General features: G+C 61.1%; 23 protein-coding genes and 1 pseudogene. 19 read left to right on the forward strand and 5 right to left on the reverse strand.

The window, feature by feature from the left end:
- Positions 1-111: 111 nt before the first annotated feature.
- From NKH67_RS19185 to NKH67_RS19195, 3 genes are all read right to left on the reverse strand, one after another.
- Positions 112-756, reverse strand: coding sequence for a nitrogen fixation protein NifQ (locus NKH67_RS19185; protein WP_353031574.1), 645 nt, complete (start codon positions 754-756; stop codon positions 112-114).
- A gap of 289 nt (positions 757-1,045) precedes the next feature.
- On the reverse strand, positions 1,046-1,282 hold the full coding sequence (locus NKH67_RS19190) for a ferredoxin (RefSeq protein ID WP_353031576.1): 237 nt from the start codon (positions 1,280-1,282) through the stop codon (positions 1,046-1,048).
- A 38-nt stretch (positions 1,283-1,320) separates the two neighbouring features.
- Positions 1,321-2,538: a cytochrome P450 gene (locus tag NKH67_RS19195; RefSeq protein WP_353031578.1), complete on the reverse strand. Its 1,218-nt coding sequence runs from the start codon at positions 2,536-2,538 to the stop codon at positions 1,321-1,323.
- Positions 2,539-2,983: 445 nt separating this feature from the next.
- On the opposite strand from NKH67_RS19195, the pseudogene NKH67_RS19200 reads away from it, so the two are divergent.
- Positions 2,984-3,324 (forward strand): annotated as a pseudogene (locus NKH67_RS19200) (hypothetical protein).
- Positions 3,325-3,415: 91 nt separating this feature from the next.
- On the opposite strand, the gene NKH67_RS19205 reads toward NKH67_RS19200, so the two are convergent.
- On the reverse strand, positions 3,416-4,483 hold the full coding sequence (locus tag NKH67_RS19205; protein WP_353031580.1) for a hemin-degrading factor: 1,068 nt from the start codon (positions 4,481-4,483) through the stop codon (positions 3,416-3,418).
- Between the two features lie 32 nt (positions 4,484-4,515).
- Positions 4,516-4,620 carry a hemin uptake protein HemP gene (hemP, locus tag NKH67_RS19210; RefSeq protein ID WP_352692227.1) on the reverse strand — a complete coding sequence of 35 codons (105 nt, stop codon included), beginning with the start codon at positions 4,618-4,620 and terminating at the stop codon, positions 4,516-4,518.
- A 589-nt stretch (positions 4,621-5,209) separates the two neighbouring features.
- On the opposite strand from hemP, the gene NKH67_RS19215 reads away from it, so the two are divergent.
- From NKH67_RS19215 to NKH67_RS19300, 18 genes are all read left to right on the forward strand, one after another.
- Positions 5,210-5,530, forward strand: coding sequence for a HesB/IscA family protein (locus tag NKH67_RS19215; RefSeq protein WP_023678237.1), 321 nt, complete (start codon positions 5,210-5,212; stop codon positions 5,528-5,530).
- A 264-nt stretch (positions 5,531-5,794) separates the two neighbouring features.
- A complete protein-coding gene (locus NKH67_RS19220; protein WP_352491468.1) occupies positions 5,795-6,040 on the forward strand; it encodes a NifU family protein in 246 nt (81 codons plus the stop codon).
- Positions 5,991-7,208 (forward strand): cysteine desulfurase NifS, encoded by a 1,218-nt coding sequence (gene nifS / locus NKH67_RS19225; RefSeq protein WP_353031582.1) that lies wholly within the window; start codon positions 5,991-5,993, stop codon positions 7,206-7,208. The genes NKH67_RS19220 and nifS overlap by 50 nt, the downstream gene beginning before the upstream one ends.
- Positions 7,205-8,413, forward strand: a complete 1,209-nt coding sequence (nifV, locus tag NKH67_RS19230; RefSeq protein ID WP_353031584.1) for a homocitrate synthase — start codon at positions 7,205-7,207, stop codon at positions 8,411-8,413. Before nifS ends, nifV begins: the two co-directional genes overlap by 4 nt.
- Positions 8,410-8,790 carry a nitrogenase stabilizing/protective protein NifW gene (nifW, locus tag NKH67_RS19235; RefSeq protein ID WP_352752956.1) on the forward strand — a complete coding sequence of 127 codons (381 nt, stop codon included), beginning with the start codon at positions 8,410-8,412 and terminating at the stop codon, positions 8,788-8,790. Before nifV ends, nifW begins: the two co-directional genes overlap by 4 nt.
- A gap of 187 nt (positions 8,791-8,977) precedes the next feature.
- Entirely contained in the window at positions 8,978-9,829 is an 852-nt protein-coding gene (locus tag NKH67_RS19240; protein ID WP_352748009.1) for an electron transfer flavoprotein subunit beta/FixA family protein, read from the forward strand.
- 18 nt (positions 9,830-9,847) lie between these two features.
- Positions 9,848-10,957 (forward strand): electron transfer flavoprotein subunit alpha/FixB family protein, encoded by a 1,110-nt coding sequence (locus tag NKH67_RS19245; RefSeq protein ID WP_353031586.1) that lies wholly within the window; start codon positions 9,848-9,850, stop codon positions 10,955-10,957.
- A gap of 9 nt (positions 10,958-10,966) precedes the next feature.
- The gene (locus NKH67_RS19250) at positions 10,967-12,274 is read left to right on the forward strand and encodes an FAD-binding protein (RefSeq protein ID WP_023678244.1); all 1,308 of its coding nucleotides are present in this window, start codon (positions 10,967-10,969) and stop codon (positions 12,272-12,274) included.
- An 11-nt stretch (positions 12,275-12,285) separates the two neighbouring features.
- Positions 12,286-12,582 carry a ferredoxin family protein gene (locus NKH67_RS19255; RefSeq protein WP_353031588.1) on the forward strand — a complete coding sequence of 99 codons (297 nt, stop codon included), beginning with the start codon at positions 12,286-12,288 and terminating at the stop codon, positions 12,580-12,582.
- Positions 12,583-12,763: 181 nt separating this feature from the next.
- Positions 12,764-14,527 carry a nif-specific transcriptional activator NifA gene (gene nifA / locus NKH67_RS19260; protein ID WP_353031590.1) on the forward strand — a complete coding sequence of 588 codons (1,764 nt, stop codon included), beginning with the start codon at positions 12,764-12,766 and terminating at the stop codon, positions 14,525-14,527.
- A 238-nt stretch (positions 14,528-14,765) separates the two neighbouring features.
- Positions 14,766-16,244 carry a nitrogenase cofactor biosynthesis protein NifB gene (nifB, locus tag NKH67_RS19265; RefSeq protein ID WP_353031592.1) on the forward strand — a complete coding sequence of 493 codons (1,479 nt, stop codon included), beginning with the start codon at positions 14,766-14,768 and terminating at the stop codon, positions 16,242-16,244.
- 32 nt (positions 16,245-16,276) lie between these two features.
- Entirely contained in the window at positions 16,277-16,471 is a 195-nt protein-coding gene (locus tag NKH67_RS34195; RefSeq protein ID WP_023678248.1) for a 4Fe-4S dicluster domain-containing protein, read from the forward strand.
- Between the two features lie 99 nt (positions 16,472-16,570).
- A complete protein-coding gene (locus NKH67_RS19275) occupies positions 16,571-16,891 on the forward strand; it encodes a nitrogen fixation protein NifZ (RefSeq protein ID WP_352542072.1) in 321 nt (106 codons plus the stop codon).
- On the forward strand, positions 16,888-17,100 hold the full coding sequence (nifT, locus tag NKH67_RS19280) for a putative nitrogen fixation protein NifT (RefSeq protein ID WP_352542071.1): 213 nt from the start codon (positions 16,888-16,890) through the stop codon (positions 17,098-17,100). The genes NKH67_RS19275 and nifT overlap by 4 nt, the downstream gene beginning before the upstream one ends.
- A 37-nt stretch (positions 17,101-17,137) precedes the next feature.
- Positions 17,138-18,043: an SIR2 family NAD-dependent protein deacylase gene (locus NKH67_RS19285; RefSeq protein WP_353031594.1), complete on the forward strand. Its 906-nt coding sequence runs from the start codon at positions 17,138-17,140 to the stop codon at positions 18,041-18,043.
- A 72-nt stretch (positions 18,044-18,115) separates the two neighbouring features.
- On the forward strand, positions 18,116-19,984 hold the full coding sequence (locus NKH67_RS19290) for an ABC transporter ATP-binding protein (RefSeq protein ID WP_352855094.1): 1,869 nt from the start codon (positions 18,116-18,118) through the stop codon (positions 19,982-19,984).
- A complete protein-coding gene (locus NKH67_RS19295; RefSeq protein WP_352833651.1) occupies positions 19,984-21,879 on the forward strand; it encodes an ABC transporter ATP-binding protein in 1,896 nt (631 codons plus the stop codon). The genes NKH67_RS19290 and NKH67_RS19295 overlap by 1 nt, the downstream gene beginning before the upstream one ends.
- Positions 21,880-22,038: 159 nt before the next feature.
- Positions 22,039-22,242 (forward strand): hypothetical protein, encoded by a 204-nt coding sequence (locus NKH67_RS19300; RefSeq protein ID WP_352915430.1) that lies wholly within the window; start codon positions 22,039-22,041, stop codon positions 22,240-22,242.
- Positions 22,243-22,475 lie beyond the last annotated feature (233 nt).

Here is a 22,475-nt window from a genome sequence, read left to right on the forward strand (position 1 = left end):
AGCAATCGGACAGCAGGCACAGCATTCAAATCCTCGAAGGTCCGTCGACATTCGACAAGAGACCTATGGCACGGCGCGAGCGCTGGCGCTGTACGACTGACGAAGCGGCTCTCAATCCGAGGCGACGCCGGTCTTGATCCGTGTGGGGCGGCTTTCGCCTTCCTCCGGGCCGAAGCAGCTTTCCAAATCGTTGCATTCCCGGCAACTGGGCGCGCTGCACAGCGAAAAACCTTCGGCCTCGCAGAGCTTGCGGTAAAAGTATTTCTTCCATTTCATATTTTGGGTGTTGCCGGCCGCCAGCGTCGGAAAATGCGAGGCGAGCAGGCAGCCGAGGTCGCTTCGATTAAAAAGGCCAAGGTCCTGCCAGAGATGGTCATTGCGCATGGCACGCCGGGCGATGATCTTGGCGAAGCGGGCGCTCGCCGGGTCGCCCGGCCGGGCATGCTCCAGCAGCAGTCCGCGCAGAAGTTCTTCCTCCGGATCCGGCTCGGGCTCGCTCACCTCTTCCAAGGCAAACGCGTTGATAGGAATAGCAGGGAAACAGCGGGCCAGGACATCGCGCAGCTCGGCGCGCGAAAGGCCGGTTGCCTCCGTCACCGTCGCCTCGCCGGCCTCGCCCTCCTCGAGCGCACGTGAAAGCACACAGGCAAGCACATGCTGGTCGAACCTCCTCTCCAGCTCGATCTGCGGCCATCGGCCGGTGCTGAGCCGGGCATAGTGTTGGGCAAATATGGTGCCGTTCTCCTGGTTTGTCATATCAAGTCATGCAGCGACCCGGCCGGCCGCAACATGGGTCGGGCAGTTCTTCGGGTAGAGGCAGTCGCGGATCGCCTCGCGGTCGAGTAGTTCGGTCATTTTCGTCTGGTCCATCGGCTCTGTCGCAAATTCTGTGATTGGAAGAGGTGTTTCGCGAACCCCCGCCCTGCCGTTTGCGGCTCATGGGGAACACCTCGGCGCCGGAAATGCCCCGCGGAGTTGGACGTGGACCGTGCTGGGACAGAGGTCGCGTGCCGTCCTTTCCAGTGGGCCACATGGTCGACCCCGTTCAAGCCCGCCAGACTCTCGGTTGAATGACGTCCGATTCAAAGCGTCCGCGGGTGAGTTCCAGCGCACGTTCAGGACAGGATCGCGCGCCTCGCGATGCAGGCAGCTCCTCCCCTTCCGCAACTTCAATGTCACCAGGCAGGATGTAACCCTCGCCATCAAGCTTGAAGATGTCCGGCGCTTGCGCCGCGCATCGGGCGTGACCCTGGCATTTGGCATTTTGGACGATGATGCGCATGACGCTGCCTCCATGTCTGTGCCCCGGCTCGGGGCGGGCTAGGACCAGTCCAGGATCAAATTTTCGATCCCGAACACATGGCCACCAGAGGTGATGGGTGCCGTACCCTCCTTGATCCGGAAGGCCGGGATGCGCGCCAGCCACTCCTCCAGGGCAATGACAATCTCCCGCCGGGCAAGGTGTGAGCCAAGGCAACGGTGGGGACCATAGCCAAAGGCGGCGTGGCGGTTGTCCTCGCGCTCCAAATCGATCGTGTTAGGGCATTCGAATTCCGCCGGGTCACGATTGGCAATCATCGTGGCGCACGAAACATAGTCCCCCTTCCGGATCGGCGCGCCTTCGAAGTCGATATCTTTCGTTGCCACGCGGATCAACTGAACGGTCGGATAGACGCGAAGCAATTCTTCGGCCGCGAGCACGATCCGGTCCGGTTCGCTCCGCAGCAATTGCTGATCTTTGAGGTTGCGCGCGAGGTAGGCCAAGTCAAAGCCTATAGCTGCTGCGACCGTGTCGAGCCCAGCGACGAAGACAAGCACGCCGATGCCGCGGACTTGGGTGTCCGTCAGCCGGCGGCCCTCGACCTGTGCCTGCACGATAAAGGTCATGAAATCATCAACCGCCTCCTCGCGGCGCGTGGCTGCAAGTTCGTCGATGAATGCCACGATCGTCCGGGCCGCCGCCGGGCGTTTCACATCGTCACCGTGAAGCAGATCTTTCCCCCAGCCGACAAATGTGTCGAGTCGGTCATCCGGCAGCCCCAGAAAGCGAAGGAAGATGCTCACCGCGAAAGGAAAGGCAAAATCCTTCATGACGTCGCAGCTTGTGCCCGACGCGGCGATCCTTTCGATCAGCTCGGCCGCCCGTTCGCGGACAGCCGGTTCCAAAGCCATCACCCGCTTTGGCGAAAGCAGCGGATTGAGTAGTGAGCGAAAAACGCCATGGGCAGGCGGATCCAGTTCAAGCGGGATCATCGGCCAGTTTTCGCCAAGCGCGGACGCGAAGATGCTGCGATGGCTCGAAAACGTTTCGGCGTCCTGCAGCACCCGGCGCTGGTCACTGGCGCGAGTGATGACCCAGGTACCTCGCCCATCGCGCGTGTTGCAGGGCGAATAGAAGATCGGCGGCCCGGCATGTACGCAAGCGGCGGCTGCTTGCGGATCCCCGTTGGGCGTCGGTGACATCCCTGGTGACGTAAACAGGCTGAAGTCCCTCACCATTTCGGGCGGGACATGATCTGGAACGGGGTTGGTCGCCACTTTGCTTTCTCTACATTGGCGTTCATGGCTCGATTGAGATTGCACCGCTGTTCATAAAGTCGATTTCCAGCATGGGTACATCTCTTGTCGGGCGCCTTCTAGATTCTGTCGCCCGATACAGCCCACCTGCACCAGCGCGGACGAGATCGGTTGCGAATTCAATCAGAAGGGGCATCTCCGCCGCGCTGCGGTCATGAAGCAAAGCCGCCGCTTATCCCCGTTAGGGTTGAGAGGCTGGTCAATCGCTGAGCTCCGTGACGCACTGCTGATGCCCTGCTGATGCCCTGCTGATCAAATTGTCAAAGCAAGTCGCGTGCCGGATAGGCGTACCCATGGCGCTGCACCAAGCGATGCCAGCCTGCACTGGGCCCACCGCCGCTAGGTTGATGCTCACCTGTCCATCATTCTTACGACAACGTCCGACCACCGACATCCACGGTTGGTTTTGTCGAGTCCGCGACATCGGGCTGTTCGACCTTGCTGCTGCTGCACTGCCTTCCGGTCGACGAGCGAGGAGATCGCTCGCACGGCCCGGACTGAGCAACGACGCGATCCAGCGCAAGGATCGGGTGCGGTCCGACAAGACCCGGCGGCGCTTGCGCGCGATGATCGAAATTATCAACAAGGTCGAGCCGCGCTTCGGTTCGGCACTGATGGCGTATGCGTTATATCGCTCGGAGCCGCTGCAAGGATTTGCGGTTAGACGGCGATCCACTCGCGCGCAGCGGTCCGGCCGACGACGAGCCTAACTGTATCGATGCGGTCAATTCCGGCGTGCACACCTGACCGTCCGTATGCGCTACGACCTGGCAGCCGCTGTCGGAACGTGGTGCCGAGTCCTATGGCGGCCGGTTCAATCCGAGGGCCTGTCGGCACACTACACATCCCTGTCGGTCGGACCGGGAATGCGTGGCAGACTCTCGGCCAGAAACCGCCAGTCGCTGCCCTCGCGTTCGCCTTCCTTGCGGGTGCCGAAGAACTGGATGATCATCTTGCCGTCGGCGCCATAGGCTTCAACGGACGTGACGTGACCGTCCCTCGTCGGCTTGCGCACGGCCCAGACCTCGCGGATGTGATGAGTCCTAAGATGGAGATGGAAGTTCTCGTCGAGCACATTGATCCGCGGCCCGATCTGCTTGACCGACTTGATCGGGCCGGAATGGATCTGGATGCAACCACGATTGCCGACAAAGCACATGATCGGCATCTCGTCTTCGGCCGCCTGTTGGAACAGGGCGCCAACGGCATCATTGTCGAGCAGCCACGCGTAATCCTCGTCGGCCATACGCATCGCCTGGCAGCGGCTGAGCTTCAGTGTCTTCAACATATGGTAGAACTGATGCACGTCGCTCAGCCGGCTCCAGTGCTCGCGTAAGTCTTCGACCGTGGCGGCTTGGTCTGGACTCACTGCGTTATCGCGCGCCCCGCTCGCCTCGACCGATATGATCGGCTCCTGGTCGGAGGATACGAGCTCTGCCGCCAGATTCTGATAGGCGTGCAGGTTCGAGGCGGGCCTGAGATGTACTTTGTGCATCGCCTCGCCGGTGGCATCAAAGAATTGCAGGCTGCGGCGGATCTCGGCTCCCTCGCGCTTCTCGACGGCGAAGCCATACGCCCACGCTTTCGGGAAGATGCGCAGGTCGATCTCGTCGCCGAGCACCATGGCATGCGGGTTGCCGGTGACCACTTTGTCGTAGACGCCGATCTTTTGGTGCACGGCACTTTGGTTGCGGGTGACCGCCATCACCTCTCCGACCGCTTCGAGGCCGGTCAGCAGATCATCGACACGCGGCTCGATGCGCACCGCGCCGTGACCACAATGCGCCGCGACCAATTCGGCTTCCGAAATGCCCAATCGAGCGGCGAGATCATGCTCCCGGATTTTCGGATTGTCTTCGCACGCCCGCCGGATTTCGTCCGGCGACGGTTTCTCGCGCTGGTCCATGTCTTACCCCTGCTTCCACCTACGTGTAAGGATCAGCTGCCCTGCCGGGGAATCTTCAGCCGATAGGGCGTGCCGTAATGCTCGACCCTGATCTGCTGCTGGCCCGTGAACAAAGTGTCGCTGGACAGCGTGCGCACGTCGTCGCACCCGCGCGAAAACCGGGGGTGCTATCGGAGCGGCGAGACCCGAGTGACATGAGCAGGCACATGCCGATGGAATCTCATCGAGCCGGTCGGTGGCCACCGGGCGGTGGTGAGCGATTGTGGGTGTTGTCGCAATCGGCCAATCGGTCATTCGGATGCCACGGGCGGCGCTGCTTCGCCAAACAAAGCGTGTCTGACCCAGTCCTGACCATGTTGCTCCCTTGCTTCGCCGCATCGATCGCGAGGGCACCCACGACACGATTGTGGATCGGCAGTCTCTTGCCGCCTCGCCAGTGGAGCTTCAAAAACCGTGCCAATTGCGCCGAAGCAAGCTCAGAAGGAGTCTTCTGTAATGGTCATTGGTTTAATGTGAGTTCAGCCAACAACTCAGGCCCAACATCCCGCGTGGCGGACCCGACAAACCCGACAGTACGTGTCGGTTGGCCGACACCTTCGCAGCAATGGACTCACAAGAACCACGGCAGTGTCAGAGATGCCGCGCTGTGTTGAAACGTTTTTTCGCTTTGGCACGGTGCATGCAACGTGATGCGCAAGCAGGTCCCGGACTGAGGAGAAGGGAGCCATGATTACGCTCACCGACAACGCTGTTGCCGCCATCAAGACTGCTCTTTCCCGCGCCAGCGAGCCGGCGGAAGGCTTTCGCATCATGGTCCAGGCCGGCGGCTGCGCCGGCTTCAAATACTTAATGGGCCTGGAGAGCGTGTCGCGCGAGGGCGACGCGATCACCGAGACAGATGGGATCAAGCTGTTCGTGGACGCGGGCTCCCAACCGCATGTCGCCGGCATGACCGTCGACTTCCTCACCGGGCTCGAATCTTCCGGCTTTGTCTTCGATAACCCCAACGCGCGCGAGAAGTGCGGCTGCGGCAAGTCCTTCAGTTGATCGCCCGAAGCGCCTGTGCGGGTCCATGAAGCGATTGCCGCCGACGGACTCATTTGCGGCAGAGGAGGCTTATATGGCCGGCACAACAGATGTCCCTGTCCTCGAGAACAAGGCAAGGTCGAAGCCGATCTTGGGACCGGCAATCGCTTCAGGTAGGATGCAAAGAAGGTCGCCTCCCGAAACAGTTCGGTTCCTGGTGGCACCCAAGCTGCTGGCAGCCAAATCGCGCCGCTCCGCCAAATTCGGCTTATCGATAACGTTGTCGTGTTCGGGTGTCCTTGCCTGCGGGCTGACGGCGGCGACTGCGGACTTGTCCATGTCGACGCCGATCCGGTCTACGTCAAACTCTCGGGCGTCTGCGCCGGCTGCCAGTTCGGGCCCATCATCATCAACGGCATACGCCAGAGGCTCAATGAGGCGGTCGCGCGCTCGCGTCATTCCGGTCAACTGAGGATCGCACATGAAACCTGTCTACCTCGACAACAACGCAACCACACGGGTCGATCCTGAGGTCGTGCAAGCGATGTTGCCGTTCTTTAGGGATCAATTCGGCAACCCTTCGTCGGCGCACGCTCTTGGCGCCTCAGTCAGTGCGGCGGTGAGAAAGGCGCGGAGGCAGTTGCAAGCTCTGATCGGCGCGGAGTTCGACGATGAGATCACCTTTACCTCGGGTGGGACAGAAAGCGACAATGCAGCGCTTCTTTCGGCGCTCGAGGCGACGCCCAACCGAACCGAGATCGTGACGTCCGCGGTCGAGCATCCCGCCGTGCTGACGCTCTGCGCGCATCTTGAGAAGACCCGCCGCGTCAAGGTGCACAGGATCCCGGTGGATTGCCGTGGCCGGCTCGACCTCGACGCCTATATGGCCGCCCTCACCCCACAGGTCGCAATCGTCTCGATAATGTGGGCGAACAATGAGACTGGTGTGATCTTCCCCGTGGCCAGGCTTGCCGAGTTGGCCAAGGAAGTTGGCGCCCTTTTCCATACCGATGCTGTGCAGGCGGTCGGCAAGCTTCCGATGGAGCTGAAGTCGACCGCAATCGACATGCTGTCGCTCTCCGGCCACAAGCTGCACGGGCCGAAAGGGATCGGCGCGCTTTTCGTAAAACGTGGCGTCAATTTCCACTCGCTGATCAAGGGGGGCCACCAAGAACACAACCGGCGTGCTGGCACCGAGAATACGCCCGGCATAGTCGGGCTCGGCATGGCGGCCGAACTCGCCTTGAAATTCATGGACGACGAGACCACACGGGTAAAGTCGCTCCGCGACCGTTTAGAGGACGGGATTCTCCAGCGCATCCCAAGCACCTGTGTCACTGGAGATCCCCTGGAACGGTTGCCGAACACCGCAAACATCTCCTTCGAACATGTCGAAAGTGATGGAATTCCACTCCTCCTCAGCCGCGTGGGCATCGCGTGTTCCTCCGGCTCTGCCTGCACCTCCGGCTCTCTGGAACCGAGCCATGTCCTGAGCGCGATGAAAACGCCACACGCGGCAGTCCGCTTCTCCTTGGCGCGGGACAACGGCGAAGCGGACGTCGACCGGGTGCTCGAGGTCATGCCGGCAATCGTGGAGAAGCTGCGTGGCTTTCCCAGTTCTGTGCCGGGTAAGCGAAGCTCCGAAGACGTTGAATCCGGTCTATGCCTGAGCGGCAGCAAAACAGGCTACCGTTCATGACCCGTCATGTCTTTCTCAACGATACGACCTTGCGCGATGGCGAGCAGGCGCCCGGCGTCGCCTTTACCACGACGGAAAAGCTGGAGATCGCCGAGTCTCTTGCGGCGGCCGGCGTCACAGAGATCGAGATCGGCACGCCGGTCATGGGCGCCGACGAGATCGAAACAATTCGCGCCGTGGTCGCGCGGCGTCTCCCGGTTCGGCTCATGGCCTGGTGCCGGATGACGTCGCTGGATCTCGATGCAGCGATCGAGAGCGGCGTCCACGCCGTCAATCTATCGCTGCCTGCGTCGGACATCCAACTTGCCGCCAAGCTCGGCCTCGATAAGGCGGGAGCGCTCCAGGTCATCGAGCATATGGTCAGGCGCGCAGCCGCCGCCGGCTTCTTCGTCGCGGTGGGCTGCGAGGATGCCTCGCGGGCCAATCGGGATCATCTCGCCCGCGTCATCGAGACGGCTGCACGCGCCGGCGCAAGCCGCCTCAGGCTAGCCGACACAGTCGGCGTTCTCGACCCGTTTTCGACCTTCGAACTTGTCGCCGAGCTTGTGGCGCAGTCTCCAATCGACCTTGAATTTCATGCGCACAACGATCTCGGACTTGCTGCCGCCAACACGCTTGCCGCGATCCGCGCAGGCGCGCGCCATGCGTCCGTCACCGTCCTGGGGCTCGGCGAGCGTGCGGGCAATGCCGCGCTGGAAGAGGTGGCCGCCGCGATGGCGGTCCTCGACGGCGCGGATACCGGCATCGAGCTGACCGCATTGCCCGACCTCGCCGCCCAGGTGGCTTGGGCCGCCCGCCGGCAAACCGCGGCCATTAAGCCGGTCGTCGGCGCCGATGTTTTCACCCACGAATCCGGCATTCACGTCGCAGGGTTGCTGAAGGACTCGCGTACTTATCAGGGGCTCGATCCAGCTCTCGTGGGCCGCTGCCCGCGTATCGTCATCGGCAAGCATTCCGGCGCTACTGCGATTGCCCATGTGCTGAGCGAAAGCGGTCGCGATCTCGACCCGGATCTGGCAGCCGCGATGGTGGCCCGCGTCCGGCGCGAGGCGGCCGAGACCAAATCGACCATCACTGCAACTCAACTGGTCGAGCTCTACGATGGAATGTGCAGCGAGGCATCCCTCGCGGAGCTGTGCGGGTCCAGGTCAGCCGTTCGCGAGCGCACCGACGCCACAGTTTTGCGACCAGGGAGAATGCAATGAATTGTTCCGCTGACAGCCGCCCCATTGATGTCGCCGACATCCTCGCACGACTGAAGCGCCTGTCGGCTGCGGAGGAGTTCTTCTCAGTCCTTGGCGTCTCCTATGACCCGAAGGTGCTGAATGTCTCGCGGCTCCATATCATGAAGCGCGTGGGCCAATATCTTGCCGAAGAAGATTTCTCCGGTCTGCCCGACCAGGTGATTGCCGCGCGGGTGCGCGCGACGCTCGAACGCGCTTACGAGGACTTCGCGGTTTCCTCGCCGCTCACCCATCGGGTCTTCAAGGTGCTCAAAGACCACGATCCGAACAAACCTGCCACGCCGGGCCGCACCTTTGTCCCGTTCGACTCCGTACTGAAGCGGTTCGGACAGGAATGACCGCGACACGGGTTGCGACGCGACAATGTCGAGAAGCCGACAAATCCGGTCATCACCACGGCGCCCTCAGAAGCAACCAAGCGAAGTTCTAGGAATAGGGGCAGCGCAAAACAGTTGGCACGAATGATGCGCACCAAAGTGATAACCGCCAAGCCCGCATCCGGACAGGAGCCTAGAGAAACCGCCAATGCACATCGTAATCTGCATCAAGCAGGTGCCGGACTCGGCACAGATAAGGGTCCATCCGGTGACGAACACGATCATGCGCCAGGGTGTTCCGACTATCATCAACCCTTACGACCTGTTCGCCCTCGAAGAAGCCCTCAGACTGCGCGACGCGCATGGTGGCGAAGTCACCGTGCTCACTATGGGTCCGCCCATGGCAGAGGACGCGCTGCGCAAGGCGCTCGGTTACGGCGCCGACCGAGCGGTGCTCTTGACCGACCGCTATTTTGCCGGCTCCGACACGCTGGCGACCTCGTTCGCCCTTTCCCAGGCAATCGCGAAGGTTGGCGAGACGTTCGGCACGCCAGACCTCGTCTTCACCGGCAAGCAGACGATCGATGGCGACACCGCCCAGGTCGGGCCTGGCATCGCCAAGCGCCTCGGACTCCTGCAACTGACCTATGTCGCGAAGATCGCCTCTATTGACGTTGCTGCACGCGAGATCAAGGTCGAGCGCCGCTCCGAAGGCGGCACACAGATGCTGAAGAGCAGGCTCCCTTGCCTCATCACCATGCTGGAAGGCACAAACGAGATCCGCCGGGGCTCGATCCAGGACGCCCTGTGCGCCGCGCGCAGCCAGGTCTTGAAATGGAGTGCGGCCGACGCCGGCATTGAGGATCTCACCAAATGCGGCCTGCGCGGTTCACCGACGGTGGTCAAGCGCGTTTTCGCGCCTCCTGCGCGGGCGGAAAAGGCGGCAAAAATCGACACCGCCGAGATGGCCTTGCGCGATGTCGCTGACGAACTCATCACGGCAATTTTCACCCGCCAGCCGGCATTGGAACATGAGCTCGCCTTCAACGGCGGCGCGTGAGAGGGCAAGGAGCAGACGATGTCGACCGCGAACCGAGAAACCCCTCGCCCTGCCGCCGGCCGTGCCGGCATAAAGAAGGAGCTGCCCGCGCATTTCAAGGACTACCGGCACGTTTGGGTTTTTATCGAGCTCGAACGCGGTCAGGTCCATCCCGTATCATACGAACTGCTCGGCGAAGGCCGCAAGTTAGCAGACAAGCTTCAGGTCCAGCTTGCGGGCGTCGTGCTTGGACCGCCGGGAGAGGCCATCGGGAACGCCGTTGCCGAAGCGTTCGCTTATGGCGCCGACCTTGTCTACATCGTCGAGGCGCCGCTGCTCGCCGACTATCGGAACGAGCCATTCACCAAGGCGATGACGGATCTGGTCGATACCCACAAACCCGAGATCCTTCTTCTCGGTGCCACCACACTCGGCAGGGATCTTGCCGGCTCCGTGGCGACGACCTTGCAGACAGGGCTCACGGCCGACTGCACCGAACTCGATGTGGATACCGACGGTTCGCTCGCCGCCACCCGTCCGACTTTCGGCGGTTCCTTGTTGTGCACGATCTATACGCTTAATTTCCGCCCCCAGATGGCGACAGTGCGACCGAGGGTCATGCCCATGCCGCAGCGGGCGGATAAACCGGTCGGGCGTGTCATCCGGCACAAGCTCTCGGTAGCCGAGGACGAGATCGTTACCAAAATCCTCGGCTTCCTGCCGGATAGTCAGTCGGCAAAGGCAAATCTTGCCTATGCCGACGTCGTGGTTGCGGGAGGCCTCGGTCTAGGCGCGGCGGAGAACCTGCAGCTTGTGAAGAATCTCGCGCGGGCAATCGGCGCCGAGCACGGCTGTTCGCGCCCGTTGGTCCAGAAGGGCTGGATGCCGGCTGATCGGCAGATCGGCCAAACTGGCAAGACCATCCGGCCGAAGCTTTACATAGCGGCCGGGATTTCCGGCGCCGTCCAGCATCGGGTTGGCGTCGAGGGGGCGGATCTCATCGTGGCCATCAACACCGACCCGAACGCGCCGATTTTCGATTTCGCTCACCTCGGGATCGTCACCGACGCGATCCGCTTCCTGCCCGCACTGACGGAAGCCTTCACCCGGCGGCTGTCGCCCCACAGTCGCGACAAGCTTGCGAGCTAAGGGATGGACATGATTGAGGAACAATTCGACGCCATTGTTATTGGGGCCGGCATGTCCGGAAACGCAGCTGCTTACACCATGGCCAGCCACGGCCTGAAGGTGCTGCAGTTGGAGCGGGGTGAATATCCGGGCTCCAAGAATGTCCAGGGTGCCATCATGTACGCGAACATGCTGGAGAAGATCATCCCGGATTTCCGGGACGATGCGCCTCTCGAGCGGCATTTGGTTGAACAGCGGCTTTGGGTGATGGACGACACATCCCATACCGGGATTCACTATCGGTCGGACGACTTCAATGAGGCGAAGCCCAACCGCTACACGATCATCCGTGCCCAGTTCGATAAATGGTTTTCGCGTAAGGTGCGCGAGGCCGGCGCGACGGTTCTGTGCGAGACGACCGTGACGGAACTCATCCGTGACGCCAAGGACAGGGTGATCGGCGTCCGCACAGACCGGGCCGGCGGAGCCATCTACGCGGACGTGGTCGTCCTCGCAGAAGGTGTCTGCGGACTGCTTGGCACGCGGGCCGGCCTGCGCGAGATGCCGAAGCCGCAAACCGTGGCGCTCGCCGTCAAGGAAATGCATTTCCTGCCCGAAGAGGTCATTGAGCAGCGGTTCGGCCTCAAAGGCGATGAAGGCTGCGTGATCGAGGCGGTGGGCACGACCTCCCGCAGCATGGCCGGGCTCGGCTTCCTCTACACCAACAAGGAGTCGATCTCACTGGGCATTGGCTGCCTCGTCTCCGATTTCGCCGCGATGGTCGAGAGCCCTTACGTCCTCCTCGACGCCTTAAAAACCCATCCTTCGATCCGGCCGCTGATTGCCGGCTCGGAAGTGAAAGAATATTCCGCGCATCTCATTCCCGAAGGCGGCTACAAGGCTATTCCGCAGCTCTTTGGCGACGGTTGGGTCGTGGTCGGCGATGCCGCGCAACTGAACAACGCCATTCACCGCGAGGGTTCGAACCTCGCCATGACCTCCGGCCGCATCGCGGCTGAGGCAATCATCGAGGTCAAGAGCCGCAACGGTCCTATGACCAAACGGAATCTCGCCCTTTACAAAGCCATGCTGGACAAGTCCTTCGTGGTCAAGGACCTAAGGAAATACAAAGACATGCCGGCCTTGCTCCACACCAATTCCTGCAATTACTTCACGGCTTATCCGCGGTTGATGTCGCAAGCCGCGCAGAACTTCATGCGTGTCGACGGCACGCCGAAGATCGAGAAGGAAAAGGCGACCACGGCGGCCTTCATCAAGGCGCGCTCGCGCTGGGGGCTGGTCAGCGACGCGGTCCGCCTTGCATTGGCGTGGCGCTGAGGGGAGACGAAATGACTGCAGTGACGAAGTCACGTGTCGAGGACAAGCTTTACCAGAACCGCTACTTGGTGGATTCCGGCCGTCCGCATATCAAAGTGCGACCGCACGAGAGGCCAAGCGCGAACTTGCTCGCGCTGACCCACGTCTGCCCCGCGAAATGTTATGAGTTGAACGACAAAGGTCAAGTGGAGATCACTGCCGACGGCTGCATGGAGTGCGGCACCTGCCGGATTTTGTGCGAGACCAGTGGCGAGATCGAGTGGAACTATCCACGCGGCGGCTTCGGAGTCCTCTTCAAATTCGGATGAGGACGCACGCACCGTATCAAGAGGGTCAATCTTGGTACACCTGAGGTCGCGACCAACGCCAAGTCTATCTTTGCTTGAATTGCCGCGCCACGAAGAGAAGCTCGTGAATACTGTGCTTTCAGAATTCAGACTCAGACACAAAAGGAGGAGCACTCTGGACGACAACCGCTGAGGTGTTTCCATGGCTCACGTACCGCAAGATCGGGTCGACGAGGTAGCACCTCGGGATACCCGCCCTGAACCGCCCATCAAAAGCATGCCCCAAGCAGATATCGCGCTCAGGGGACTCTACGAGATATCGAAGGTGCTGACCGCCCCCAGCGAGCTGGAGATTACGCTCGCCAATGTCGTGAACATCCTGCCTTCATTTCTGCAGATGCGTCACGGAGCAATCGTCGTCCTGGACGCTGAAGGAGAGCCGGAGATTGCCGCAACTGCCGGCAATTCCCACGCACCTCAATCAGGCACTCGCCGCGTCATACCACAGGCCATAACAGATCAAATCGTCGCTACGGGGACGCCGCTCTTCATACCGGACGTCCGCAAGTCCCAACTGTTTCAGGCTGACCTTCAAACATCTTCGAGCAGCGGCACCATCCCGATTGCCTTTATCGGTATCCCGCTAAAGGCTGAGCATAAGATCCTTGGGACGTTGTCGATCGACCGCCCCGGAAACGGTGCCACCGACCTTCGCGACGAGGAGGACACATACTTCCTGACGATGGTCGCCAACCTTGTCGGCCGGACCATCCGTCTCCATCGCATCCTGAGTACAGATCGTCAGCGGTCTGTCCATAAGCAATGGAGACCGGAGAAATCGCCCAACGAGGGGAGGACCTACGACCCTGCCCGGCATGCGGATGTCAAAATCGACGGGATCATCGGGGAAAGCCCCGCACTCAAGCAGGTGCTCGAAACCGTCTCGGTCGTAGCAGGGACCAATTCCACCGTGCTACTGCGGGGTGAAAGCGGCACCGGCAAGGAATTCTTTGCGCAAGCCATCCATAAGCTCTCACGTCGGAGGAAGAAGTCTTTCGTCAAATTGAACTGCGCCGCACTGTCTGAAAGCGTTCTGGAGTCAGAACTGTTTGGGCATGAAAAGGGCGCTTTCACGGGTGCTATCTCCCAGCGCGCCGGTCGTTTTGAATTGGCAAATGAGGGAACGCTGCTACTTGATGAAATCGGCGAGATTTCGCCGGCCTTTCAAGCCAAGTTGTTGCGTGTCTTGCAGGAAGGCGAGTTGGAGCGAGTCGGCGGCACCAAAACGCTACAGGTCGACGTGCGCCTCATATGCGCCACCAACAAGGACCTCGAGACGGCCGTCATAAAAGGGGAGTTCAGGGCCGACCTTTATTACCGCATCAATGTGGTGCCAATTATCCTGCCTCCGCTCAGAGAGCGACCCGGCGATATTCCACGCCTTGCGAACGCGTTCCTCAACCGATTCAACAAGGAGAACGATCGCGCACTCGCCTTCGCGCCGTCGGCGCTTGACCTGATCTCGCAATGCTACTTCCCTGGTAACGTCCGCGAGCTGGAGAACTGCGTCCAAAGGACGGCGACACTTGCGCGTTCAAGGACGATCACGCCATCCGATTTCGCCTGTAAGAAGAGCCAGTGCCTTTCCTGGCTCCTCTGGAAGCGAGCCGACCGCTCGAATGGCGGCAATACCATCGACGATCTCGCACGGGTCAACGCAGTGCCGGTCGGATTGCGGCTGCCGGCCAGTCGCATCGGTGCCTCCGCAGGCAACGTATCTCCCCTTGCGGCCGGCGATCCGAACGATCCCGCTTGTCCCCCGCGTCTGACGGAACGCGACCGGCTGATCGACGCGATGGACAAGGCCGGTTGGGTTCAGGCCAGGGCGGCTCGTATCCTCGGCCTCACGCCGCGGCAAATCGGCTACGCGCTGCGCCGGCATGGTATCGAGGTGAAGAAATTCTAGACCTCGTGATGACGTCAAACGTAAGCCCGAAGTAGTCTCCCTCACACCCTTCGCGCCCAAGGCTGGTAGCCTTCGCGACCCGATTTGCTTGTCCACTGTCGGAAGCCCGACAAAGGTGTGTCGGAGCAATCCGACGGAATCCGACACGAAAGCCAATTCGTGAACCAAAACCGCTCTTTGAGCTGGCATAGCTCTTGCGGTTTGAACTGCGACATTCACCCAGCAACGGAGCCGTTCGATGTCCGCACCGGCAATTTCGCTTGAGAGCCTCAGCACGACATTCGATGACCAGTTGCTTGCCACCGTGAAAGCCGGTGGCTGCGCGTCTTCGTCCTGCGGCTCGTCGATAAAGCCGGACGACACGGATCCGGCTGTCTGGGACAAGATCAAGGATCACCCCTGCTTTTCAGAAGAGGCGCATCACTATTTCGCGCGCATGCACGTCGCGGTGGCGCCCGGCTGCAATATCCAGTGCAACTACTGCAACCGCAAATATAACTGCGCCAACGAAAGCCGGCCTGGGGTGGTCTCCGAAAAGCTGACGCCCGACCAGGCGCTACGCAAGGTGATCGCGGTCGCCAACGAGGTGCCGCAGCTTTCCGTGCTCGGCATCGCCGGACCTGGCGATGCCTGTTACGACTGGAAGAAGACGAAGGCAACGTTCGAACGAGTCGCCAGGGAAATCCCAGACATCAAGTTTTGCATCTCCACGAATGGGCTCGCGCTGCCGGACCATGTCGATGAGCTTGCCGACATGAATGTCGATCACGTGACGATCACCATCAACATGGTCGACCCTGAGGTCGGTGCAAAGATCTATCCTTGGATCTTTTACGACCATCGCCGCTACGTCGGCATCGAAGCCGCCCGGATCCTGCACGAGCGGCAGATGTTGGGTCTGGAGATGCTGACCGCGCGCGGCATCCTCACCAAAATCAATTCGGTGATGATCCCCGGCGTGAACGATGAGCATCTGATCGAGGTGAATAGATGGGTCAAGGAGCGAGGCGCGTTCCTGCACAACCTCATGCCGCTGATTTCGGACCCGGCGCACGGCACGCACTACGGACTGAGCGGGCAACGCGGCCCAAACGCAATGGAGATGAAGGCTCTTCAGGATCGTGTCGAAGGCGGCGCCCAGTTGATGCGCCACTGCCGGCAGTGCCGGGCAGATGCCGTCGGCCTGCTCGGTGAGGATCGTGGCCAGGAATTCACACTCGACCGGATTCCCGGCGAGGTCACCTACGATGCCAGCAATCGCAAGGCCTATCGGGAGCTGGTCGCGGAGGAGCGCCGTGATCACGTGGCGGCTAGGAGAGAAGCGATCGGATTGGTCAAGGCAGCGAGCCCCGGCAAGTCCCTTCTCTTCGCGGTGGCGACCAAGGGCGGCGGCCGCGTCAATGAACATTTCGGCCATGCGAAGGAATTCCAGGTTTACGAAGCCTCGCCGAGAGGGATCAGCTTTGTCGGGCATCGCAAGGTCGAGCAGTATTGTCTCGGCGGCTGGGGCGGAGAAGCCGCCCTGGATGGCGTCATCGCTGCGCTTGAGGGCATAGATGTCGTGCTGTGCGCCAAGATCGGAAACTGCCCGCAGGATCAGCTCGCCGACGCTGGAATCCAAGCCACCGACGCATATGCCCACGACTATATCGAGACCGCAATCAGCGCGATTTACGCGGCCGCGTCTGGGACCCCCGCACTCGCGGCGACGGCCTGAGCGCGTCTCATCCATTCGGACCAGGAGTTAAAATGGCTTTCAAGATCATCGCATCCCAATGCACCCAATGCGGCGCCTGCGAATTCGAGTGTCCCTCCGGCGCGATCAAGTTCAAAGGCGAGAGCTATGTGATCGAGCCGCAAAAGTGCACCGAGTGCGAGGGGGTCTTCGATGCGCAGCAATGTGCCTCGGTATGCCCGGTGCCGAAGACCTGCGTTCCTGCGTGACGAACATTGGGCTGCCGACATGGTCGGGGCTGCCTCCGCAGGACGCCTGGAACGCCTTTGTTTACAATCTGCAGCCTTAAGAGAAATCAGGGAACGGACATGTCGCTCGGACGCGAAGAGGAGGTCGAAATCCGCAGGCCTCCACGATTCATGCCGGGAGAGCGGGTACGTGCCACTCGCCACATAAAAAATGACGGCACCTATCCTGGCAGGGAGATCGGCGAAAATCTCGTGCGGAAGGGCGACGAGGGATATGTGCGCGACATTGGCACCTTTCTCCAGCAGTTCTTCATCTATGCGGTCGAATGGGTCGACCGTGGCACCGTCGTCGGCATGCGAGCGCGTGAACTGATGAGCCTCGACAAGGCCGAGGCGCCCTGCAGTGCTGAAAGCAATACCAATGAAGGGACGGCCAGATGAAAGTCATGATCCGCAGGACCGAGGCTGGCTTGTCGGCGTATGTCCCGAAGAAGGACCTCGAAGAGCCGATCATCAAGCTCGAGAAGGAAGAGTTGTGGGGCGGAACTGTGACGCTCAGGAACGGGTGGCGGCTCCTCCTACCCGATCTTCCACGGGATACGCGTCTGCCGATCACCGTCGAGGCAAGGAAGGTTTCCGAACAGGACTGATGCTGCCCCTTGATAGGTGCGTCGCGAGGAAACGAGCATGAACACGATCCTGACATCGGGCCACCTCGTCATCGTGCGGGACAGTTTTGCCGAAAAGCTGCTTGACCTGGCGGAGGAAGCGCTCGCCGCCGATGAGGTGATCCCCTATCTCGGTCCGGGTCTTCTTGGGTTCAACTGTGCGGAACCGCCTGTGCCGCATACGCCGGAGGTCGTTGCCGCGGCACTCAATGCGCGGGCGCCAGCCCCTTCCAGGATCCGCACCAATATGTGGTCGGTTGCGCAGTTCATCGAACAGCGCCGGCATCGCCGGACGCTGCAAGCTTGGATGACCGACATATTCGCAGCGCCGGTGGCGCCGACCCTCCTCCACGCCTGGCTCGCAAGGCTGCCGCTCTCCCTCATCGTCGACAGCTGGTACGACGGCGCGATGCGCACGGCTCTCGTAGAGACCGGCCGAACGGACGTCGTTGAGATACAGGGCGTCACGCGGGCGAACGAAATCGGTAACATTTGGACGAAAACCTACGATTTGTCCGGGAGAGAACTCGACCCCCGATCGGGGGCCAAGACGGTTCTCTATACGCCTCACGGGAGTATTAGGCCGGCGCAAAACTTTCTCGTCGCAGATTCCGACTATGTCGAAGTTCTGACCGAAATCGATATCCAGACACCGATCCCAGACGTGGTGAAGGAACGGCGCATCACCCGTGGATTTTTCTTCGTTGGCTGCCGCTTCAACGATCAGATGCTGCGCACCTACGCCAGGCAGATCATGAAGCGCTCCCGAGGTCCATATTGCGCGGTAATGGACGCGGAAACGCTGACCAGAAACGAAGCGCGTTTCCTTGCGGCAAGCGGAATCACGGTGATCGACATGCCAGTAAGTGAAGCCGCGGCTCGGCTTATAGGAACGGGCACTGCTGCAGGTGGTGGACAGGATTAACAATGGCGGGCCCCTTTGATGATTGGTCCTTCGCTTGCCTCGAAGGCGCAAAATGCAGTCGGGAATACACCCGTGAGCAGTGATGCTATCGGCAGCGCAACGAACGCTCTGAATTCGTTGACCCATGTGGAAGCGGCGCGCTGGGGCCGGGATTTGAGTACGCTGTTGCGCATCACGCGTATGAATTTGCGGCATCCCTGGCAGGTCGCCTTCGCTATGGGCTCGACGGTCCTGGCGGCAATCCTCCAGTTGCTCATTCCCCAGCTTCTCGGCCGGGCCGTCGACCTGACCCAGACAGCCATCGGGGGCGGTGTCGCGGGGACCGCGGCAGGACAAGCGCTCTGGATCCCGGCTCTCCTGCTGCTCGCCGTCAGCGCGCTACGCGGCCTTTTCACGATGGCGCAGAACTATTTTGCCGAAGCCGTCGGGCATCATGTCGCGTACGAACTGCGGCTCGCCTACTACGACAAGATCCAGCGTCTCAGCTTTTCCTTTCACGACCGGGTCCATTCAGGCGATCTGATCACCATCGGAATGCTCGATCTCCAAGGCGTGCGGATGTATTTTTCCACCGCGCTCGTTCGCGTGCTCCTGCTCACCATGCTGATCGGGATCGGCGCCTACATGATGATCTCGACCGATCCCATGCTCGGCCTGGTCGCGCTGAGCTTCGTGCCTTTTGTCGCCTGGCGCTCATCGGCCACACAGCTTAGGCTGCGCGCCACCTGGCTCGACCTGCATGAGCGGCTTTCAGTACTAAGCCGCGTGATGGAGGAAAATCTCGCAGGCATCCGCGTGGTCCGCGCTTTTGCGGCTCAAGCCTATGAGATGCTGAAGTTCGACGGCGCTTCCAAGAACGCGCTCGACCTCGCCCACGACCGAGTTGACATCTACGTGCCCAGCACGTCGGCGATGACCTTGTCCTTCTTTTTCGCAATGGGATTGGTGCTCTGGATCGGTGGCAGCAAGCTCGTCGCTGGCGAGATAAGCGTCGGAACGGTGGCGACCTTCCTGACCTTCATGACAATCCTGCAAATGCCAGTCCGCCAGATCGGCCTCATGGTCAATGCCTTTGCCCGCGCTTCTAGCTGCGGTTCGCGGCTTTTCGGTCTCCTCGACCAGGAGATCACAATCAGGGATGCTCTCGAGGCCAGACCGCTCGAGATAAGCGACGGCACTCTGCGCTTCCACAATGTCTCGTTTGCGTACCCCAGCGCCGAAAACCGCGCCATTCTGAAGAACCTCAGCTTTGAGGCCCGTAGAGGCGAGACGATCGCGATCGTCGGTCCGCCGGGTTCGGGCAAATCGACGATAGCTCATCTGGTCCCCCGTTTTTATGACGTGACCGGTGGCGCCATCACGCTGGACGGCCAGGACATACGCAATGTCACCCTCGCGACGCTTCGCAAGGCGGTCGCCGTCGTACAGCAGGATGCATTCCTGTTCACCACTACGATCGAGAACAACATCGCTTATGGCGATCCCTGGGCGAAGAGACAGCGAATCGAACGCGCCGGCGAATTCGCCCAGCTCCACAACTACATCCTCGGGCTCCCAGCGGGCTACGAGACGGTCGTGGGCGAACGCGGCGTCTCTCTCTCGGGCGGCCAGCGCCAGCGTCTCACGATTGCTCGCACCATGATGCTGCGCCCCTCCGTCGTCGTTTTCGACGACTCAACGGCCGCGATCGATGCCGGCACCGAGCAGCGCATCCGCGCGGCGATGCGGCGCTTCGCCAAGGATCGGGTGACGATCATCATCGCGCACCGGCTGAGTGCGCTTGTGCATGCCGATCAGATCCTTTTTGTCGATAACGGCGAAATCGTAGAACGCGGCACGCATCAAGAGCTTTTGGCGAAGCGGGGACGCTACAGGGCCCTTTACGATCTCCAGACGCGCCCGGGTCATGACAATATGACCCAGTATGGGGGCGCCCGCTGATGGCGCAGGGCCGCGCCGGCGAAGTCGAAGCCGAACGTGACGACGGTAGACGCCCTCCGCGCGCGGTTGTCGGCTCGCACCGCATCGAGGAGGAGATGTTCGGCCGGGCTTTCGACAAGAGCATCCTCCGGCGCATCTGGGCTTTCGTCCGTCCCTATCGGGCCAGGGTAGTCATCACGATTGCAGCAATGCTGATCTTCACCGGGACGCAGCTTCTCATCCCGTTGATCATCCGCTACGCGCTCGACCAGGGCATGAACCCGGCAAGGACCGATCGCTCAGCCCAGCTCGCGGCCGTCGGCGCGTTCGTTTTGGCGATTTTGGTCAATTTCGCTGCCGGCTACATGCAGGAAACCGTGGTTGGGAAAGTGGCCGAAACTGTCCTGTTCGACATCCGCCGCGCCATGTTTGGCCATCTGCAGAAGGTTTCGCTCTCCTTCATGGACAAGACCGAGGTCGGACGCCTCATGTCGCGCCTGCAAGGCGACGTCAACTCCATACAGGAATTCCTGGAAACCTCGGTATATTCCGTAGGCGATGTTGCGCTTCTCTTCGGCATCGTTTTCGTAATGCTGTGGCTCGACTTCCGCCTCGGCCTCCTGACGCTCTCGGTTCTGCCGGTCCTGGTGATCGTCCGCATTGTCTGGCTGCCGCGTGCCCGCGACGCCTTCATGGCCGCACACGAGACTAATTCCGTCGTCAACGGCGCGCTGGCCGAAGCCATTCACGGCGTGCGCACCGTCCAGTCAATGGACCGCCAGCAGGTGAATTTCATCCTTTTTGACGACAAGGCCCATGCCAACCTCAGGACCCACCTGATCGCTGCCAAATATGCACTGGTCATGGTGCCTATCGTCGATGGCCTCACCGGCCTCGCCATGGCCGCCGTTATTGTGGTCGGCGGCTCGATGGTCATGAATGGCCGCATAGATGTGGGCGTATTGGTTGCCTACCTATTTTACATCCAGCGCTTCTTTGACCCGATCCGCTCACTCACCCTGCAATATTCGGTCATGCAGCGCGCCATGGCCTCAGGCAAGCGCCTGACCGATGTGCTCGACGTCAAGATCGATGTTCAGGACAAACCCAATGCCGAGGTGCTTTCGCCCGAAATGGACGGCTCGGTCGAGTTCAGGGACGTCACCTTCGGCTACAATCCGAACCGTTCGGTGCTGAAAAATGTCTCCTTCCGGGTCAATCCCGGCGAGACGGTCGCACTGGTCGGGCCGAGCGGTTCTGGCAAATCGAGCGCGATGGCCCTGGTCCACCGCTTCTATGATGTTCAGCAGGGCCAAGTGCTGGTCGGCGGACATGATGTGCGCGATCTCACCCAGGAATCGCTCGGCCGCCAGGTCGCCATGGTGCTGCAGGAGCCGTTCCTGTTCACCGGGACGGTCTTCGAGAACATTCGATACCACAAGACGGAAGCCGCGCGCGACAAGGTGATCGAGGCCGCCAAGGCGGTCGGCGCCCACGACTTCATAATGAGCCTCGCCGACGGGTATGAGACCCAACTTGGCGAACGCGGCGACAACTTATCTCTCGGCCAGCGCCAGCTTATCAGTTTCGCCCGCGCCCTCGTCGCCGACGCCAAGATCCTCGTGCTCGACGAAGCTACCGCCAACATCGACAGCTACACGGAAATGCAGATTCAGAAGGCTCTGATAAAGCTGCTTGAAGGGCGCACTGGCCTCGTCATCGCCCACCGTCTTGCCACGATCCGGGGTGCCGACCGCATCATCGTGCTTCAGAATGGCCAAGTTATTGCGACTGGCAACCACGATCAGCTAATAGCCATGGGGGGCCTGTATTCCAAACTCTACAATCTCAACTACGCCTCCTTTGACGATATTCCAGAACACGATACGACCGTACAAGCCGGCTCCCAGACCTGACGTCTTGGCGGCCTTGTGGTACTGACATTGACTTCGGGCGTGCCGGCGGACACTCAGGCCGCCGCAGACGAGGAAGCAGGCAGCATTCATGCAAAGCACTCGCGCGGATCGTGAAGACCGGCTGCGAACGATTTCCTCCAGCGTCGTTATCCGACCGCGGTGCACGCCGCGACATCGGGCGAACTCGCTCCAGGTGGTGTCGCTCGGCGTAGCAAAGCCGCTCGCGAGCGCGCCCTCAACAGCGCCGTAGCGAGTGACGGCTTTGCTACCGCCGAGCCGCTGATGAAGCTGGATCTGGGCGCCGCCACCGGCGCCGCCCCGGGCGAGAAGAACCTCTGCGGCGGGCTATGTGCCAACGACTAGCGCGAGCGCGACGAGCAGACGCGTGCCGGCATCGTGACGCGCTCGGCCATCATCTCCTTAGGATCGTGCAGGTTCACACGATGGCCCAGACGCCAGCCAACGCACAAACCCCTGGTAATCTGTGCCGCCGGCTCGTGGTCAGTTTGGCCTCCCTCCCGATTGCCCGCCCCACCACGTGCACGCTCGAGCACGTGGATGTGAGGGAGCGCTGTTACAACGATTTAACCTTCAGA

This window comes from Mesorhizobium sp. M0968, from assembly GCF_040319065.1.
In the GTDB taxonomy this organism is placed as follows: domain Bacteria; phylum Pseudomonadota; class Alphaproteobacteria; order Rhizobiales; family Rhizobiaceae; genus Mesorhizobium.